Raw genomic sequence first — 18462 nt, 5'->3', positions numbered from 1 at the left:
CTGACTTCTTTGCTCTACCTTTTATTACGACAATAATGATAACTTCGATAAATGCGAATCCTATTTACAAACTTAGTATAACTGCTCTATTGAAAGCGATTACACCAACATAATTGACCATTAAGGTGTAAATCATTGATCGAAAGGATTTTCCTCATTATCCTTTTACCGAACCAGCCGTAATCCCTTCAATGATGTACTTCTGCATTGCAAGGAAGAAGATAATGATCGGCAGAATGCCAAGTGTCAATGCTGGCAACGCCAGATCCCATTGCTTCGTATATTGCCCAAATAGCGCAAATGTCGCGATCGGAATCGTATGCAGCGCATCACTTTGCAGCATTAAGGACGGAAGCAAGTAATCATTCCAGATCCAGAGGCTGTTCAAAATAATGACGGTAACGAGCATCGGCTTCAACAACGGAAATACGATTTTCCAATAGACCGAATACGGCGTACATCCATCTACCACAGCTGCTTCTTCCACCTCAAGTGGTACGGATTTAATAAAACCGTGGAACAAGAAAATAGAAAGCGGAGCACCGAATCCAAGATAACAAATGATAAGCCCTGTACGAGTGTTCGCTAAATCGAGCCAGCCCGTTACTTTTACGAGCGGAATCATGACGGATTGAAATGGAATGACCATAGCAGCCACAAAGATCATGAACAGTACTTTATTGAAGCGGCTGTTATGTCGCACCATCCGGTACGCTGCCATTGAGCTTATTAAAGCAATAAGCAGTATGCTTACGACGGTAATCACTAATGAATTCATGAATGCTTTAGGGAACTCTGTGATTTCCCATGCACGCTGATAGTTGCCCCATTCGAAGGTCGTCGGCCAGCTAGCCGCATTGCTCAGCAAGTCACCGAACGACTTTACCGAATTGACGAGCAAGAAATAGAACGGAACAAGGAACAACAGTCCCATTAAGATCATGACGATTTCGACAATAAACGTTTTGCCCGAATAGTTCCTGCTTAGCTTTTTCATTACGCTTCAACCTCCTTGCTCTTCGTGATGCGTACTTGGATGAGCGTGATGAGCGCTACGATAACAAAGAAGATGAATGCTTTTGCAGCACCTAAGCCATAGCGGTTATTTTGGAACGCTTCTAAATAAATGTTGAGCGCTACGGACTCTGTAGACTTGAACGGTCCGCCTTTCGTAAGCGACAAATTCAAATCAAACATTTTAAAGGACCATGAAATCGCTAGGAACAAACATACCGTAACTGCAGGCATAACGAGCGGCATAATGACATTTCTCAAAACTTGCATACGAGATGCACCATCAATCTCAGCGGCTTCCATAATATCTTTCGGTACGTTCGTCAACGCTGCAATGTAGATGACCATTAAGTATCCAGCTGTCTGCCACACAAATACGATCACGATGCCCCAGAATCCTGTCGTCTCATCTCCCAACCACGGAAGATTAAAAAACGACCAGCCTGTTAGTTCACCAAGCGTAGCGAATCCTTTTACGAAAATGAACTGCCATATAAAGCCGAGCAGTAAACCACCGATTACATTCGGCATAAAAAATATCGTACGCAGTGCATTGCGCATCTTAAGCGGTTTCGTCAGCACATAGGCGATTACAAAACCAAGCACGTTCGTAAGCACAACGCCTACTGCTGTAAATTTAACCGTGAACCAAAACGCTGCAAAATAATCAGAATCGCTGCTAAAGATCGCTTTGAAGTTGTCCAGCCCGATCCAGGCGACCGTTCCCGCTACTCCATTCCAATCCGTGAATGAGTAGTACATCCCCATCAAAAATGGAATTCCGACGATAATCATAAAGAAAAAGGTTGCCGGTCCGACGAAGAACAATTGTTGACCTAGCTGTGACCAAGCTTTGCGTGACATCCGCTACACCCCTTTATTGTGAAATAGGACGATCCGATCAAAATCTGCTATTGATCGATTTCCTGCTTATCCTTTCAAATATCCTGTGATATCCTCATTATGAATTGCATCCAAATGAGACAACACCGATGGATATGAACGGATTGGTGTAAAATATTGACCGGGGGGACGAATATGCGCTGGAACCGTATTCGCACGAAGCTAATTACGCTGCTGCTCATCGCCACGATCGTACCGACGATGTCAACGATGGTCATCACCTATATAAATAATTATCAATCTTTGCAGGAACGTACGTTGGAAGAGAACAAGAAGCTCATCTATCAAGGAAAACACAATCTGCAAAATATGCTGCATGATTTGAATCAATCTTCGTTGTTCGTCTATACGAACTTCGAATTTTTCAAAATGCTTGAGCGGGGCTACGATGATGCATATATGGAAGCACAAGCTTATGCCGTCATGCAAAACATGGAGTCATCAATGCGCCACATCCATCAAGTGTATATGTATCGCAATGAGGTTAAGCGAGCCATTCTGGTCGCACAGAGCCTACCCCACCGCAAATACGAGTCAGAAGCGTATGAGCCAGCGGCCAACTATGCAAAACAAGGGATTCAGATTCAGCCGACCTATATGAGTGAGACATATGGCTTTGCCCCTTCCACGCAGTGGAAGCCAAGCGTTCCTGTCTTTACGCTGCATCGTCCTATTTATAAGGTGCCGTCTACGAAGGAACTAGGTTTGCTTTCCATTGATGTGAAGCTGGAGGCTATATCTGAGATTACCGATCAACTGTATGCGAAAGACAAGGAGCAACTATATATTGTTGATCAAAATGGATACGTGATGTACGCAGAAGACGAGACGCTGCTAGGTAAGCCGTTGCAGAAGCCATGGTTAAGCGATAACTTGCTAGCCTCAGAAACGAAAGGCAACTTTGAATATGATAACGCTTTATTTGTTCATGAAAGTATCGACTCGCCGATCGCCCAATGGACATTAGTAAAAGAAATGCCGAAGCGATACTTGCTTCAAGATACGAATCGGACTTTGATGTTTAATATGGTTCTGTTATCGATATCTACACTGATCATCATCGGTGCCACTCTATGGATATCAATTCGGATTACGAAGCCGATTGCGCAGCTTATGCGCTATATGAATCAAATTCAAGCTGGGAAAATGAATGTCAATATTCAAGTGGACAGCCATGATGAAATCGGCATCATGTCCAAACGGTTCCGCGATATGATGAAGACGATTAATGACCTAATCGTTCAGGAATATAAGCTGGAGCTTGCCAATAAAACGAATCAGCTCAAAGCATTGCAGGCACAAATTAATCCGCATTTTATGAACAACGCCCTGCAATCCATTGGCACGCTAGCACTGAAGCATGATGCACCGCACATCTACTCGCTTCTTTCGGCGGTGGCGAAGATGATGCGCTACAGCATGTATAATGATAAGAGTACGGCCACTTTACGTGAAGAAGTCGATCATGTAAAAGCCTACTTGCAGCTGCAAGGCCAACGTTTCGAGCATGCATTTGAGGTAGATATGGACATTGATCCGTCCACTCTCTCTGTCATCGTACCGAAGATGACTTTACAGCCGATCGTCGAGAACTATTTTAAACACGGTCTCGATCGTACCGTCCAAGGAGGGTTGCTGCGTATTACAAGCAGATGGCATGCTCCTGATACGTTAGAAATTAGCGTTCTAGACAATGGCTTCGGTATTGCACCAGATAAGCTCATGCTACTGAATGAGAAGCTGCAAGCAGCAGGTACTACACCTGTGCCGACGAAACGAAGCACGATTATGTACGAACCGAATAATCCGAACAATCTACTCTCTAGCCAAGAAGAAGAGAAGTCTTTATATATGGATGGCAATATTCCATCCGAAGAAAGTGTAAGCTGCATCGGCCTTGTTAACGTAATGACACGACTCCAGCTTTTTAGCAGCTATCCTGCGTCTATGCAATTGGAGGCTGTCGAGCCTCACGGAACAAGTGTGAAGATCTTATTGAAAGTGGGACGAGAAACGGAATGAAGGTACTTATCGTTGATGATGAAGCGCATGTAAGAGCTGCCATTCGCCTGCTCGTGGATTGGCAGAAGTACGGTATTGAACACGTCGATGAAGCCGCTGATGGGGAACAGGCAATTGCCTATATACAGCAGCACCAGCCACAAATTATTATGACCGATATGATGATGCCGAATGTGAACGGCATGAAGTTGATGGAGTGGATAAGTGAGCATAGTCCGAACACAAAGCTAATTGCCGTTAGCGGACACGGAGACTTCAATCTAGTACGCCACACGCTCCAGCACGGCGGAATCGATTATTTATTGAAGCCAATCGAACCAGACAGTGTTAATGAAGCAATCGGAAGAGCTGTCGAGTCATGGAATAAGGAAGAAGCAGAGCGCAGCAAGCGCAATCAGCAGCAAATTCAAATGAATGAATTCAAACCAGTCGTCAGCGAGAAACTATGGTCGAGTTTAATTGATGACCCTAGCGCACAGCTGTCTACGGTACGCCGTATTCAGCAGAGCTTTGAACTGCCCATCAACATTGAGCATATTCGCTTAGCTCTTGTGTATGTAGATGCAGATGATGAAGCGTTCAAGCAGCGATTCCGTCATCATCGCGACCTGCTTTATTTTTCACTCGTCAACATTATGTCCGAGTATGTAAATGACAGCTGCAAGCGCGGCGTTGTGTTTCGCCGCTGGAACTCCCCTGGTGAGATCGCAATCGTTCTTTGGCAGCAGACCGAGGCGCTGGACATTCTGCTGCAGGATATAAACGAAGCGTTATACAGAACCTTACATCGCAGACTTCATTTTGGATGCAGCGGTGTTCGTACGTTCCCAGCAGGCATGGCACAATGCTATGAAGAAGCGAAGCAAGCATTGCTCGAACGCAATCTGCTGTTTGGAGACCGTTATCTTCATAGCTTCCCAACAACAGCTTCCGCAGCTGCAACCGCTGCAAGTGGCACGACAACTGCAAGCACAAGCAGCTCGCATGTTGGTGCAATATCAGGGGCAGCTGGGGCATTCGCAACAACCGGAACTGTCGTTGAAAACGTAAAGGCATTTCGCTTATCCGCCTACGAGGAGAGCTGGAAGTTAGCCGTGCTTAGCGGCAGCGCCGCTCAAATGACGGAGGCCGTGCAGCCGTTCATTGAAGCAGTGCGGGCTTCGGGATATATAACCCCGAAGCTGCTTCATGCCAGCTACCGCGAATGGGAAACGATTCGCGCCAATATCGCACATGAAGCTGTTGGTGAAGCCGCAGAGCAGCTGCTGCGACAATACCCGTCGCAGACGGCGCAAGCGCATGCTTCACCGCATATCGCAGAGCCATTTTCGCTGGATGCATGGCAGCGCCTGTGGCTGCAAGAGCTAACCCTGTTGGCCGATGCCTGCTATATGCAGCAGGGCCAAGAGCAGCACATCATCTTCGACATTGCTAAATATGTCGAACAGCATTACCACCAGGACATTTCGCTGCAAGAGATGGCACAGCGTTTCTTTGTAAGCCGTGAATACATTTCGCGCAAGTTCAAGCAGCAATTCGGCATTAACTTGTCCGACTATCTCGCGCAGATACGCACGAAGAAGGCTAAGCTGCTGCTTATGAACCCGCATCTGCGCATTTCACAAGTTGCGGCCATGGTAGGTATTCCAGATGAGAAATATTTTAGCAAAGTGTTTAAGAAACAAGTTGGTGTCTCGCCTAACGAATATCGAAAAAGTCAGCAACTATAAGGCCTCACAGATGAAAATAAACGTGACCTGTGCTAAAATACTATAATTGTGTGTTCAGTACGAGCTCTTTTTAGAGTAAAGGATTTGAATGCTCACAATTCGTATCGGCAGTCACCACTAGGGAGGTTTACTCAAACACCATGCTTATCATTGGTATCGCCGGCGGCACCGGCTCAGGCAAGACAACTGTAGCAAGATCCGTCATTGATCGTCTTGGTTCAGACAAAGTGACATTTATATCTCAGGATAACTATTACAAGGACCACTCTCATCTCAGCATGTCAGAGCGCGAACAGATCAACTTCGATCATCCTTTCGTTTTTGACAACGAGCTGTTAATTGAGAACTTGAACGTCCTGAAGTCAGGCCAAGCGGCTCATGCACCTGTCTATGACTTTACGACACACTCCCGCAAAACTGACGAGACTATTGAGCTGAAGCCGAACAACATCGTCATTATTGAAGGCCTCCACGCATTGTCTGACGAAAACTTGCGTCAGCTGCTCGATATTAAAGTATTCGTTGATACAGACCCGGACGTTCGTATTCTTCGCCGCGTATTGCGCGACATTGAAGAACGCGGTCGCACGATCCAGTCCATTCATCAACAATACTTGCGCTCGGTTAAGCCGATGCACGAAGCATTTATCGAACCATCCAAAAAATATGCTGACATCATTATCCCTGAAGGTGGAGAAAATGAAGTAGGCATTCAATTGCTGTCTATTTTGACTGAAAAATATTTGACGAGCGACTGGTCCTCCAAATAATTGAGACCAAGCTTTTCTATATAGAACAGGACAAGCATTCCTTTCGAGCAATCGCGATAACCCGCGGTTGCTTTTTTGTATGGAATGGAGCTGGAATTGAAGTTGAAGTTGACAGAACATTATTATTCATATACGAAGGGGACCTGTATTAGATGATTTATATAAGGGGATTCTAACCTTGGATTCGTTGGAGAAATGCAGCACAATCGAAGCAGAGGCACACGCGAGCACGGCGGTTATCTCGCGTGTGAAGCGCACCCTGTACGATGGCAACAACATGTATGAGTTGTTGTTTACCCGAATGTCGGACAAGCAGAAGACAAGGTCTAACAATAATGAGAATTGATTATCTCCCCCATTGAGCCGTGAGCAGTGGTTGTGATAAGCAATCCTTCTCAGTAAATAGCCTTGATTCAGTCTAATTACAAAGTAGTGAGTCGACCTTATTCGTCGCCCTCTACATTGTGGTAGATCTGCTGTACATCGTCCAAGTTTTCCAATGCATCGATCAATTTCTCGAATTGCGCTTGTACATCAGCTTCAATTTCAACAAAGTTTTGCGGCAGCATCGTCAACTCCGCTACGCTAAATTCCGTAACGCCAGCAGCTTTGCATGCCTCTTGCACCGCATGGAATTGATCCGGCTCCGCATAAATAATGACAGCGTCATCTTCTTCAAGGATGTCACGAACATCAAGATCTGCATTCATTAGCAGTTCCAACACTTCGTCTGCTGTCTTGCCTTCAAAGCCGATAACCGCTGTTTGGTCAAACATATAGCTTACAGAGCCGCTCACACCAAGGTTTCCGCCATTTTTGTTAAATGCAGATCGAACCTCAGATGCTGTACGATTCACGTTATTCGTCAATGCATCTACGATAACCATCGATCCGTTTGGTCCGAATCCTTCATAGCGAAGCTCCTCATAATTCTCATCAGAGCCACCTTTGGCTTTCTCAACAGCACGGTCGATAATCGCTTTTGGTACATTGTATGTTTTGGCACGCTCGATAACGAACTTCAAAGCCTGATTGGATTCAGGATTTGGTTCACCTTGCTTCGCGACCACGTAAATTTCTCGACCGAACCTAGCATAAATACGACTTGTATTCGTATCTTTCGATGCCTTCTTCTCTTTAATATTGTTCCATTTACGCCCCATACTAATCTCGCTCTCTTTCCACATTTAAATGTGCATAATCAAACCAATTATATCGCTTAACGTAAATCTCGGCAAATTTGAGCTTAACCTATTACCGACAGCTTCCTCCTTAGTAAGTAGAAAAATACTCGTATGTAAATGTACATGTGCATGGTCATTTTTAATATGCGTTTTTCCCTTGCTAGGTTCAAGCCTGCTCCCTTATTGGAAATGTGAATATATTGATAACGAATGTATGTTTACGCCCGCTGTACAAAAAGATTAATACATGACTATGGCTAATAAAAGGTGGTTGTCATGAAAATTTTATTTCTAGAACGTGGCAAGCTATGGGCATATGGCTTACCCGACGGTCTCAGAGACCTTGGACATGAAGTGCGCACATCAGGCCCTATCACGAGACAGTCCCTCTCCGCCCTTTTGACCCTCTACAAACCAGACCTCCTCATTTCTGTTGGCTGGGGTCTTGACCATACACCAAAAAACGAACGCATGATGCGAGAATTCGCGACAACGTTCAAAATACCTTTGATTTATTGGTCTACCGAGGACCCCAATTTCACAAAAGTATTTACGCTGCCTCTATTAAGCAGAATGAAGCCTGATTTCGTATTTACTATTTCACCGAAAACAGTCGACGTGTTCCGCAAGCAAGGCTATGCAGCAGCACATATGGATTTTGGCTTTCATCCTAACGTACATCGAAGGCTAAAGCCCATTCGCAAATATACAGCAGATTTCGCCGTAGTCGCCAATGCTTATCCGGATGTATTACAGAAATACCCCAACTTGTATCGTCGCACATCCCTAAATACTCTTATAAAACCACTGCTGAAAAGTGGTGCCAAAATTGACTTCTATGGACGCAACTGGGCTCACATGAAGCCGTATCTTGGCAAGGAAATCCCGAAGAAGTACCTCAAAGGCCCTATTCCGTATAAAGATACAAATAAAGTGTACAGCTCGGCAAAAATTATATTGGGATTGCAAAACTATACGGACATGGTCACGCAGCGCACCTATGAAGCCATCGGTTCGGGTGGATTCCTATTAACAAACAGCACCCCTGCTACGAGACAACTGTTAAAGTCAGGCCGTGATGCGGCTCTGTCTTCTTCCCCTGCAGAAACCTTGAAGTTAGCCCGCTACTATTTGAAGAACGCATATGCACGAGAACAAGTGAGACGAAGTGGACGTCAGGCTGTATCCAAACATAACTACACGAACCGAGCACGATACATGCTGTCCATCCTCAAAAAGCACGGATTAATTAAATGATTTCTCAACACAGACAAGGAGGATGATAAGGTGAGGGTATTGTTTCTAGAAAATCATCCGATGTGGATTCATGGCCTTCCGAACGGCTTCCGTGACCTAGGACATAACGTGAAAATTTCGGGCGTGTTAACTCAAAAAAAAATCCCTTATTTGCTTCGTACGTATCGTCCTGATCTTATTGTTAGCTTAGGATGGACCGCCGAGCACAGTGCGACGAAACGAAAATGGGTGCACCAATATGTTAAAAAGTCAGGTATTCCGCATGTTTTCTGGGCGACGGAAGATCCGACTCACCACCAGACATTTTCAGCTCCCTATGTAAGCACGGTTCAACCGAACTTTGTATTTACGGTAACTGCTGAAAAGGTACGAGACTATATCCATATGGGTATTCCTGCTGCCCATATGGACTTCGGCTATCATCCGAGCGTTCATCGCAGAGGAAAAATCGAAGCAAAGTATAAAAGCAACGTTGCAGTTGTCGCAAACGGCTATGCAAAAATATTGAAGCAGTATCCGGATCATTATCGAATCCATTCCTTGCAGCATTTAATCGTACCTCTACTGCAAGACGGAACTAAAATTGATTTTTGGGGAAGACATTGGAGTCAAATGAAGCCTATTCTAGGTACTCAAGTGCCTGCTGCTTGGATACACGGTTATTTGCACTATACAGAAGCATGCAAAGTATACAGCTCGGCCAACATTATAATCGGACCGCAAAATCATCTATCTCAAGTTACCCAGCGAACATACGAAATTCTTGGTTCTGGAGGATTTCTATTAACGAGCGATACGCCGGAAATTCGTCGCTTGTTTATGCCTGGAAGAGATCTCGTTGTATCCAGCTCCCCTTTCGAGACAAGACAGCTAATCCATTATTATTCGAATCGTCCTAATGAGCGCGAGCAAATACGTCAGCAGGGCATGCGTGCTGTGCAGCAGCATAGCTACAAAGAGCGTGCCCGTTATATGCTCAATCAATTGAAATTTCATAACATCATTTAACCTTTTACATGAAAAACTAGTGTAAAATAGGAATTTGCAGTGAATTTTCCTGTTTCTCTTATAGAACAACGGGGTAAGGATATAAGCGGGCTATCTAGCTTTCACTGGATAGCCTTTTATTGTGTTCTCTTACAATAGAAAGTCCATGAGCAAGAACGCCAGTACATTTTCTTGTGTAACAGCAGACTCATTTGCTAATTGTTTAGAAATCGTTCAGTGGAAGCAATTATAATGAAAACAGTTTCTTGATCTCTTCGTTGACTATACATTTTCCAGCAACAACAGCCGATAAAGTACGTTAACTATACGTATGAAAATGAAAGAAAGGAAGTGAAACTATTTCAAAATCTTATCACATCAAGAAGAATATCTTGACGATAACAGCTCTGATGCTCTTGATTAGCGGACTCCTCCTTATCATGTATCCAAAATGGAATACCTATATGGAAGAACGAAGAGAACTGCAGCTGCTGACGGAATGGGATGCGTATTTAAAAGAAAACTCCTTAGAAGAACAATCTATTCAGACCGCACAGACCACTACCACGACTACAAACAAAGCAGGCACGGAACCAAAGCTAATAGATGGAATTCCTGTGCACGGTACGATTGCCATCAATAAGATCGACCTGCGGGAACCGATCGTAGAAGGTGCTACCCCACAATCATTAAAAGTAGGCAGCGGAAGTGTTGTTCCTGGCCGAGCCCCCGGTGAGATAGGAAATTACGTCTTGGCAAGCCATCGCAGCTTGAAGTTCGGACGGCATTATAACCGACTGGATGAACTTGCAATCGGAGATTCCATTCAAGTCGAGACCGCGGATCGAACGTTCACCTATACGGTTCGTTCCAAAAGCATTGTCACCCCAGAGGATTTGTCTGTGCTGGACCAAAATCCACACGAACGCGAATTAACACTCATTACGTGTGATCCGATTGATACAGCCACCCACAGGCTGATCGTAAAAGCATTTATGGAAGAAGAAATTCATTCGACAAAAATCGATTAAATTTGACAAATACACATCTATCCGATCAAAATAGATATCCGTTATAGTTATTGATCAACTGGGAAAAACCCCTGATCAATTTCATATAAAATACTACGCAAGAAAAGGAGAGAATCTATGCATAGGCACAACACTAGAAAGTTTTTCAGTGGCCTACTGGTCATCTCAATTCTGGTGAATCTCGTGCTGCCTCCTTCACTAGTCGTTGCAAACTCAGGTCAGGGCAATCCCCTGTTCCCGACTAGCAGTCATGCTAACCAATCAGTTGCGAATGCAACCTACGGCAACAATACTAGTGTCACAGGCAGTACCTATGGAGTTATTACAGATAACATTATTAACTCCGTAGTCATCACGGATGAGAATAAAAATAACATTACCCAAGTTCGACCTGATCTAGGCGCAAAAGTACAGATTGACCTTGCTTGGGAGCTTCCTAAAAACCATCCGTATGGCAAAGGTTCAACCTTTACCTTCCAACTTCCGGATAAGTTCCTTCTGGACCGCAAATTAGAAGGTTCATTGGATGGCGGAGTCGGGACGTATGTCGTAACACCACAAGGCCAAGTAACCTTTACTTTCAATGAACTCGTTGAAGGTCAAGAAGTACATGGTAGCTTCTTTGTATGGAGACAATTCGACAAAAATAAGTTTACAGGTGGAACGCAGCAAAATATTGAATTCGTATTTGAAGCAGATACCATCATTGTTCCTGTTCACTTCAAGGGTAAAGACGATGATGGTATGGACAAGCAAGGCAAAGCTAACAAAGGCATGAACGCTAGTGAAATTAGTTGGGAAGTCTATATTAATACTGACGAGCAAAAAATCGATCAGGCTGTATTCGCTGATAAGCTTCCTGCTGGACTTACGATCGACCTTAGTTCGATTAACATGTACAAAGCGGAAGTTCTATTGGATGGTACAATTAAGGCGGAGAGCACTCCCGTTCCAGGTATTACGCCACAGCAAACGGCGGATGGCTTTGAACTTCAATTGGGCGATATACATAACGCATATCGTGTGGTGTACAAAACAAAGATTAACGGAACGGTAGATGCTTCATTTACAAATAAAGCAACGGTTACTGGTACGAATCAGACTACGCCGTTAGAGGCAAAAACAACTGTAAATGTAAAGTACAGCAAACCGCTTGGCAAGAAGAATCTCGGCTACATACGTGATAAGCAATTGGTTAATTGGTCAATCCAGTACAACTATAATGAGCAGCGTATTGGTCAAGCGAAAGCTTATATCGAGGATCATTTTGACAAGTCGAAAATGGAATTAGTTCGGCCAATCACAGTGACCCAAATGAAGATTGACAACAATGGCAATGCGACACAAGTTGGCGTACCGCTCGTTGAAGGAACTGACTATGTCATCGATGACACAGTTAGTCACGGCTTTACTGTGAAGTTCCTTAAAGACATTGAGCATGCTTATGAAATTAAGTACGCGACAAAGGCTATCGATCGTGTTCATCAAAATGTGAACATTACGAACCAAGTTAAAATTCCTGATAATAATGACAATATTACAGCGGGACAAACGCTTACCCAGGCTATTTTCCACAAGAAACCTGGAGCAATTAATTATGCAGACAAAACAATGGAATGGCAGCTTGAGCTGAACTTCGATGAGAAGAAAATGGACAAAGTGGTCATTACGGACCGCTTCCCGAATCAAGGATTGACGTTCATCGAGAGCAGCTTGGTTGACAGCTTGACTGCATTAGGCTTTACAAAAAATGTAGATTACACCATTGCACCTAATGCGCAGTATACAGAAGGGTTCACTCTTACTTTCCTTAAACAGGTTGATAAGAAACTTACTCTTAAGTACAAAACCAAGTTCGACCCAACTGCGAACAAGTCGCAATACTCAAATAAAGCAACATTGAACTGGGAAGAAAACGGTGTCGCACAGCCTTCCATTACGAAGAACGTTACCGTTGATCCTGATAGCTATACGAAGGATAACGGAAACAAAACCGGCGTTTATGATGCACAAACCAAGGAAATTACGTGGACGATTGATATTAACTACAATCTCCATACCATTAATGACCCAGTCCTTCGCGACTTCTATAAAGGTAAGCAAACATTCGTGAAAGATTCATTCAAAGTGCAGCACCTGACACTATCCGGTAATCAAAATACGGTTACACCGGGAGCACTCGTGCCGCCTTCCGCTTATACGTTTGATGATACGGTGAAAAATGCAGCTGGTGATGAAGGCTTTGAGCTGCGATTCAATCAGCCGATTAATTCTGCTTACCGTATTACGTATAAGACAAGCCTTAAAGGGCTTGCCGTAGAAGGTTCATACAGCAACCATGCTACTTTGCGTGACGGGGCGAGCTCGACGAGCACCCTATTCGACAAAATCGCTACGGTTACACCGCTACACCAAAAGGAATATGTATTTAAGAATGGTGTGCAGGGCACAGGAGCTAACTCAGAGTTTGCTTACTGGCAAGTTCATATTAACCGCAGCCAATCGTATATAACGGCTGGCTCCACGTTGACAGATACGCTTTCAGCGAATCAGATTTTATTGCCAGATACGGTTAAGCTGTATCACTACACAGTGCGGAAAGACGGAACAATAAGCAAAGGAAGTGCTGTAAACCCTGCAGACTATACCTTAGACGTTAAGGGCAATACACTTTCGCTTACGTTCAACAAGGATATCGAAACAGCTTATTTGCTGGAGTACACCTCCTTCATTAATGCAGGTAACAAAGAGAAGATTACGAACAAAGTTTCCTTTAAAGGACAATCGACAGGGACAGTCAATGAAGGCAAAGAGAATGAGGTTGAGGTTAGTTTCTCTGGAGCCGGCGGTGGCGGTACCATTGTTCAAAAAGGAAATATCAAAATCCTTAAAGAAGATAAAGATACGAATCAGCCACTAGCTGGCGCTAAGTTCGGTCTCTATGATAAGAGCGGCAGCATGCTGCTGCAAGAAGTCGTAACCGACATAAATGGCGAAGCTACCTTTACCAACTTTAAATACAATGACTATTTCATTAAGGAGCTAGAAGCACCTGCTGGTTATGTCTTGAATGCGCAGTATACAGGTAAAGGAACTCTCGTTAAAGTAAACAAGTCATCGATGCTAATTACAGTGCTGAATACGAAAGATGAGTGGGGAGTCGTGTTGACGAAGGTTGATGCTGACGCACCTGCGAAGCTTCTAGATGGCGCTGTGTTCAAGCTTCAAGCCGATGATGGCAGCGGTAACTATCAAGATGTAGCTGGCCATACGAATTTGAAGACAGTTAAAGGGAAGATTGATGTAACAGGCTTGAAGCCAGGTAACTATCAACTAATCGAAGTTGCAGCACCTACAGGCTATAAGCTTGATGACACACCAATCAAGTTTACGATTGACTCCAATCAACAAATGCCTAAGACATTTACTGCTAAAAATAAGCAAATCAAAGGCTCTGTTGAATTGACGAAAGTCGATTCAAGCGACACTAGCAAGACACTTGCGGGAGCTGTATTCCAGCTGCAAGATCGTGCTGGAAAAGCGCTGCGCAGCGGATTAACGACTGCTCAATCCGGAAGGCTGCCTATCGGCAATCTTCCTGTAGGAAGCTATCAGTTAGTAGAAACGAAAGCTCCAGCTGGATATGAACTAGATCCAACACCGTTGAAATTCAACATTGTGGACGAGCAAATGCTCACGTTCACATTCGAAAATAGCAAGTCACCAGGTTCATTGAAATTGATCAAGATCGAGACGGGTAAGCCGAGCGTTACACTTGCTGGCGCCCAGTTCAGATTGCTGGACGAGCATCAACAGCCCGTTACGGATAAGGCTGGTAAGCCGCTTCCGTTGATGACAACAGACGCGAATGGTCAGATTAAAGTTCCTGCTCTGAAGCCAGGCAAGTATTTTGCTGAAGAAGTAGTTGCACCTAAAGACTATCTCATCGAGAACAAATTGACGGAGTTCCACATTGTCAGTGACAAGGAAACGGTAGTCACGGTAGAAAATATGCGTGAGCCTCTTCCAGGTTCTCTGAAGCTAATCAAGATCGAATCAGGCAAACCTACGGTTACACTTGCTGGTGCTCAATTCCAACTGTTGGATGAGAATCAACAGCCCGTTACGGATAAGGCTGGCAAGCCGCTTCCACTGATGACAACTGGTACTACCGGACAACTTATAGTTCCTGTTCTGAAACCAGGTAAATATTTTGCTGAAGAAGTGAAGGCACCAGAAGGTTATCTTATCGAAAACAAATTGACCGAATTCGTGATCGTTAGCGAAAAAGAAACGGTTACTACAGTTGAGAACAAACGCGAACCGCTTCCAGGTTCTCTGAAGCTCATTAAGATTGAAACAGGCAAGCCCACCGTTACACTCGCTGACGCTCAATTCAGAATTCTAGATGAGAATCAGCAGCCATTGACGGATAAAGCTGGACAACCGCTTCCGCTGATGACGACTGGAGCAGACGGACAGCTTACAGTTCCCGCTTTGAAGCCAGGCAAGTATTTTGCTGAAGAAGTGATTGCGCCAAAAGGCTATCTCATTGAGCAAAAGTTAACGGAATTCATTATCGCAAGTGAAAAAGAAACGGTCATTACAGTAGAGAATAAGTTCGAGCCAATTGCAGGTTCGCTTAAGCTCATCAAGATTGAAACAGGCAAGCCCACGGTTACACTTGCTGGTGCTCAGTTCAGACTGCTGGACGCAAATCAGCAGCCTGTGACAGACTTAGCTGGACAACCGCTCGCACTCATGTCGACAGACACGAACGGGCAGTTGATCATTCCGACGCTTAAGCCGGGCAAATATTTTGCCGAAGAGGTAAAAGCACCAGAAGGCTATCTCATTGAGCAGAAACTTACGGAATTCGTAGTTATTTCTAAACAAGAGACAGTCGTGACTGTAGAGAACAAACGCAAGCCAGTTCCACCACAGCCGCCAATCATAATTCCACCAGTAGATGGTGGTGAAGAAACGCCAAATAGACCAGAAATCCCAGATGAAGGCACAGATAACGGTAAGGATAATCCTTCCGATGGTGGTTCAGATAACGGCACTGACAATCCCTCTGACGGTGGTTCGGATAACGGCACTGACAATCCTTCTGACGGTGGTTCAGATAACGGTACTGATAATCCTTCCGACGGCGGTTCGGATAACGGTACCGACAATCCTTCTGATGGTGGTTCGGATAATGGTACTATCACTCCTCCAGACAGTGGGGCGAATGGCGGTACTGATCATCCTTCTGATGGTGGCTCGACTAACAACGAAACACCTGACAAGATTAAGGACAAATCTTCTAATAACGTACTGCCTAAAACAGGGGAAGAAAGCTCCCTTCCAATGCAGCTAGCAGGTTTTATGCTCATGCTACTCGGGGCTGCATTGCTAGCAACGCGCAAGAAATGGCTGAAATCATAATATTCATTTCATAAGACAACCGCCTGCTAACATACTTAGCAGGCGGTTGTTTCTTTGTTATATAGCCAGAATAGGCGGCGGATTAGCCACAACTATTCTACAATTGCTTGTTGCGATCACGATAAGCCTTATTCTTTGCTCGATTGCCACAGGCCTTCATCGTACACCATCGCCCCGTCCCCGGTCGTGAATGGTCTACAAATACCCACTGACAGTCAGGGGCTGAACATACTCGAATTCGGTGCCACATCTGTTTTCTTTTCAGCTCAAATATAAGAACGATTAATTTTGCTACCCCATTCATTCCATCATGATGCAGCGGATATAACTGTGCTAACTCATCATTAAAATGAATCCTAAACGCAAATTGACTCAACAGCTCATTCATAGCTTTCCATTCGTGTTCCGCGTGATCGAACTCATTATTTACAATCATTTTCCGAGCTTCTGATCTCAATTCCAAAGCCCGCTCCAGCACTTGTTCTGTCACTTCATCCTGTTTGGTAATCAATTGATGTTCAAGCAGCCAAGTATATAAATGCTGTGGATGCTGCAAATGTTCTACCCCAATATCCCCTTCAAATCGCAACCTTCTATCGTACGTATTAAAAAAAGCCGCGATTAGTTCAAGTTCCGTATACGCCGTATCCATCGTCAACACTCCTATTGACTAGCCCAACATTAACCAATAAAATAGTTTTAACGGTTAATTAACCAGTAAAATAACTTAAACGGTCATATCATTTATTTCTTACGAATCCATGTAACAAAAGTTTATCAGAGTACTTACCATTAGCACAGTATTCTTACTACTTTGCAGATTCCATTTGTCTATGTATTTAGAAATTATACTGTTTATCTTCATCACAATCTCATCATAATAAGGAGCACCCTTCTATGAACTGTAGACCTTTTACCATCAACATCGATAGTAAAGAGCTCGACGACCTCCATAAACGACTGGATCTGACTCGCTGGCCTGATGAAATTCGCGATTCCAAGTGGGAATACGGTATTCCATTGGATTGGATGAAAGATATGGCGAGTTATTGGAGAGAGGAGTTCGACTGGCGCAAGGTTGAAGCTAGAATCAATTCGTATCCTAATTTCAAAATGAAGATTGATGGGCTCGATATACACTATGTGCATGTACGTGGGAACGGTCGTAATCCGATGCCGATTCTGATTCCCCATGGTTGGCCAAGTACCTTTTATGAAATGCTCGATCTTATCCCTTATCTGACCAATCCTGAACGATATGGCGGCAATCCCGATGATTCCTTTGATGTTGTCATCCCATCGATCCCAGGGCATGGATTCTCTGATATTCCTGCTACACCTGGATTCGAGGATCGTCAGGCAGCAGATATTCTCGTAAAATTAATGCAAGCACTAGGCTACAACAAGTTTGCCACACACGGCTATGATCTTGGAGCGAGCATTTTAGGCTTACTTTGCTTGGATTATCCTGAACACGTAATCGGCTATCATACGACTTCCCCAGGCAATCCAAGCCCTTACATCGCAAAAGATGCCGTTCTATCTGATGCGGAGCAAAAGTATCTCGACTGCTGCAAACAATGGTACAACGAAGAAGGCGGTTATGCGCATATACTTGGCACAAAGCCACAGACGTTGGCCTACTCGCTTCATGATTCGCCTGTGGGCCTCGCTGCATTTATTTTAGAGAAATGGTACCTGTGGACAGGCCCAACGAGCGTAGATCTAGAGCAGCACTTTAGTAAAGAAAGCTTGCTGACGAACGTATCTTTATATTGGTTTACACAAACGATGAATGCATCTAATCGCTTCTACTTTGAAGGCAAGCATACGAAGTGGCCGGATGAGCATGATATCTCTCAAGTGCCAATCGGTGTTGCCCTGACTGCTACACAAGCACATGAACGTCCCCCAAGAGAATACGTGGAGAGAATGTTCCCTAACATTATGAGTTGGGAGGAGCTCAATACAGGAGGGCATTTTGTGGCGGCTGAACAACCAAGATTGCTTGCGGAGAAAATTTGTTCGTTTTTTAGCAAGTTGAGATAACGGAACAAACCAACCACAGCAGAATAGGCCATAAACTACTCGATACTGCGGTTGGTTTGTTATTGAACATTACCGCTTACAC

At 44.3% G+C, this 18462-nt stretch carries 13 protein-coding genes; 9 read left to right on the top strand and 4 right to left on the bottom strand.

Features of this window, described 5'->3' with window-relative positions:
- Window positions 1-157 precede the first annotated feature (157 nt).
- Together FPZ44_RS19565 and FPZ44_RS19560 are read right to left on the bottom strand one after the other, a co-directional pair.
- Complete coding sequence (locus tag FPZ44_RS19565) at window positions 158-943, bottom strand: carbohydrate ABC transporter permease (RefSeq protein WP_418789196.1); 786 nt, start codon at window positions 941-943, stop codon at window positions 158-160.
- Window positions 944-996: 53 nt separating this feature from the next.
- Window positions 997-1878: a carbohydrate ABC transporter permease gene (locus FPZ44_RS19560; protein WP_144992975.1), complete on the bottom strand. Its 882-nt coding sequence runs from the start codon at window positions 1876-1878 to the stop codon at window positions 997-999.
- A 174-nt stretch (window positions 1879-2052) separates the two neighbouring features.
- Here FPZ44_RS19560 and FPZ44_RS19555 point away from each other — a divergent pair, with 174 nt between their 5' ends.
- The 4 genes from FPZ44_RS19555 (at window position 2053) to FPZ44_RS19540 (ending at window position 6785) form a co-directional block, all read left to right on the top strand.
- Window positions 2053-3939 carry a cache domain-containing sensor histidine kinase gene (locus FPZ44_RS19555; protein ID WP_144992973.1) on the top strand — a complete coding sequence of 629 codons (1887 nt, stop codon included), beginning with the start codon at window positions 2053-2055 and terminating at the stop codon, window positions 3937-3939.
- The gene (locus FPZ44_RS19550; RefSeq protein ID WP_144992971.1) at window positions 3936-5669 is read left to right on the top strand and encodes a response regulator; all 1734 of its coding nucleotides are present in this window, start codon (window positions 3936-3938) and stop codon (window positions 5667-5669) included. Before FPZ44_RS19555 ends, FPZ44_RS19550 begins: the two co-directional genes overlap by 4 nt.
- Before the next feature lie 140 nt (window positions 5670-5809).
- Entirely contained in the window at window positions 5810-6439 is a 630-nt protein-coding gene (udk, locus tag FPZ44_RS19545; protein WP_144992969.1) for a uridine kinase, read from the top strand.
- A gap of 118 nt (window positions 6440-6557) precedes the next feature.
- Window positions 6558-6785, top strand: a complete 228-nt coding sequence (locus FPZ44_RS19540; protein WP_144992967.1) for a Trp family transcriptional regulator — start codon at window positions 6558-6560, stop codon at window positions 6783-6785.
- A 97-nt stretch (window positions 6786-6882) separates the two neighbouring features.
- Here the strand turns inward: FPZ44_RS19540 and FPZ44_RS19535 are convergent, their stop codons facing one another.
- Window positions 6883-7602, bottom strand: a complete 720-nt coding sequence (locus tag FPZ44_RS19535; protein WP_144992965.1) for a YebC/PmpR family DNA-binding transcriptional regulator — start codon at window positions 7600-7602, stop codon at window positions 6883-6885.
- A gap of 297 nt (window positions 7603-7899) precedes the next feature.
- Here FPZ44_RS19535 and FPZ44_RS19530 point away from each other — a divergent pair, with 297 nt between their 5' ends.
- The 4 genes from FPZ44_RS19530 to FPZ44_RS19515 all read left to right on the top strand — a co-directional run bounded on the left by FPZ44_RS19530 (window position 7900) and on the right by FPZ44_RS19515 (window position 16331).
- Complete coding sequence (locus FPZ44_RS19530) at window positions 7900-8880, top strand: CgeB family protein (protein WP_261378434.1); 981 nt, start codon at window positions 7900-7902, stop codon at window positions 8878-8880.
- Between the two features lie 30 nt (window positions 8881-8910).
- Window positions 8911-9888: a CgeB family protein gene (locus FPZ44_RS19525; protein WP_144992961.1), complete on the top strand. Its 978-nt coding sequence runs from the start codon at window positions 8911-8913 to the stop codon at window positions 9886-9888.
- 371 nt (window positions 9889-10259) lie between these two features.
- Window positions 10260-10898: a class D sortase gene (locus tag FPZ44_RS19520; RefSeq protein ID WP_261378433.1), complete on the top strand. Its 639-nt coding sequence runs from the start codon at window positions 10260-10262 to the stop codon at window positions 10896-10898.
- A gap of 117 nt (window positions 10899-11015) precedes the next feature.
- A complete protein-coding gene (locus FPZ44_RS19515) occupies window positions 11016-16331 on the top strand; it encodes a SpaA isopeptide-forming pilin-related protein (RefSeq protein ID WP_144992959.1) in 5316 nt (1771 codons plus the stop codon).
- Window positions 16332-16428: 97 nt separating this feature from the next.
- Here FPZ44_RS19515 and FPZ44_RS19510 read toward each other — a convergent pair whose 3' ends face one another.
- Window positions 16429-16983: a CGNR zinc finger domain-containing protein gene (locus FPZ44_RS19510; protein WP_144992957.1), complete on the bottom strand. Its 555-nt coding sequence runs from the start codon at window positions 16981-16983 to the stop codon at window positions 16429-16431.
- 245 nt (window positions 16984-17228) lie between these two features.
- On the opposite strand from FPZ44_RS19510, the gene FPZ44_RS19505 reads away from it, so the two are divergent.
- Entirely contained in the window at window positions 17229-18380 is a 1152-nt protein-coding gene (locus FPZ44_RS19505) for an epoxide hydrolase family protein (RefSeq protein ID WP_144992955.1), read from the top strand.
- Window positions 18381-18462: the final 82 nt, after the last annotated feature.

This window comes from Paenibacillus agilis, assembly GCF_007786455.1.
Classification (GTDB): domain Bacteria; phylum Bacillota; class Bacilli; order Paenibacillales; family Paenibacillaceae; genus Paenibacillus_B; species Paenibacillus_B agilis.
Note: the sequence above shows the minus strand (reverse complement) of the source record. Positions and strands in the feature narration are given on the sequence as shown.

Coding starts and splice junctions, on each gene's coding strand:
- FPZ44_RS19530 (WP_261378434.1), top strand. CDS start 7,900: ATGAAAATTTTATTTCTAGAACGTGGCAAGCTATGGGCATATGGCTTA.
- FPZ44_RS19555 (WP_144992973.1), top strand. CDS start 2,053: ATGCGCTGGAACCGTATTCGCACGAAGCTAATTACGCTGCTGCTCATC.
- FPZ44_RS19565 (WP_418789196.1), bottom strand. CDS start 943: ATGATCTTAATGGGACTGTTGTTCCTTGTTCCGTTCTATTTCTTGCTC.
- FPZ44_RS19560 (WP_144992975.1), bottom strand. CDS start 1,878: ATGTCACGCAAAGCTTGGTCACAGCTAGGTCAACAATTGTTCTTCGTC.
- FPZ44_RS19505 (WP_144992955.1), top strand. CDS start 17,229: ATGAACTGTAGACCTTTTACCATCAACATCGATAGTAAAGAGCTCGAC.
- FPZ44_RS19515 (WP_144992959.1), top strand. CDS start 11,016: ATGCATAGGCACAACACTAGAAAGTTTTTCAGTGGCCTACTGGTCATC.
- udk (WP_144992969.1), top strand. CDS start 5,810: ATGCTTATCATTGGTATCGCCGGCGGCACCGGCTCAGGCAAGACAACT.
- FPZ44_RS19550 (WP_144992971.1), top strand. CDS start 3,936: ATGAAGGTACTTATCGTTGATGATGAAGCGCATGTAAGAGCTGCCATT.
- FPZ44_RS19535 (WP_144992965.1), bottom strand. CDS start 7,602: ATGGGGCGTAAATGGAACAATATTAAAGAGAAGAAGGCATCGAAAGAT.
- FPZ44_RS19510 (WP_144992957.1), bottom strand. CDS start 16,983: ATGGATACGGCGTATACGGAACTTGAACTAATCGCGGCTTTTTTTAAT.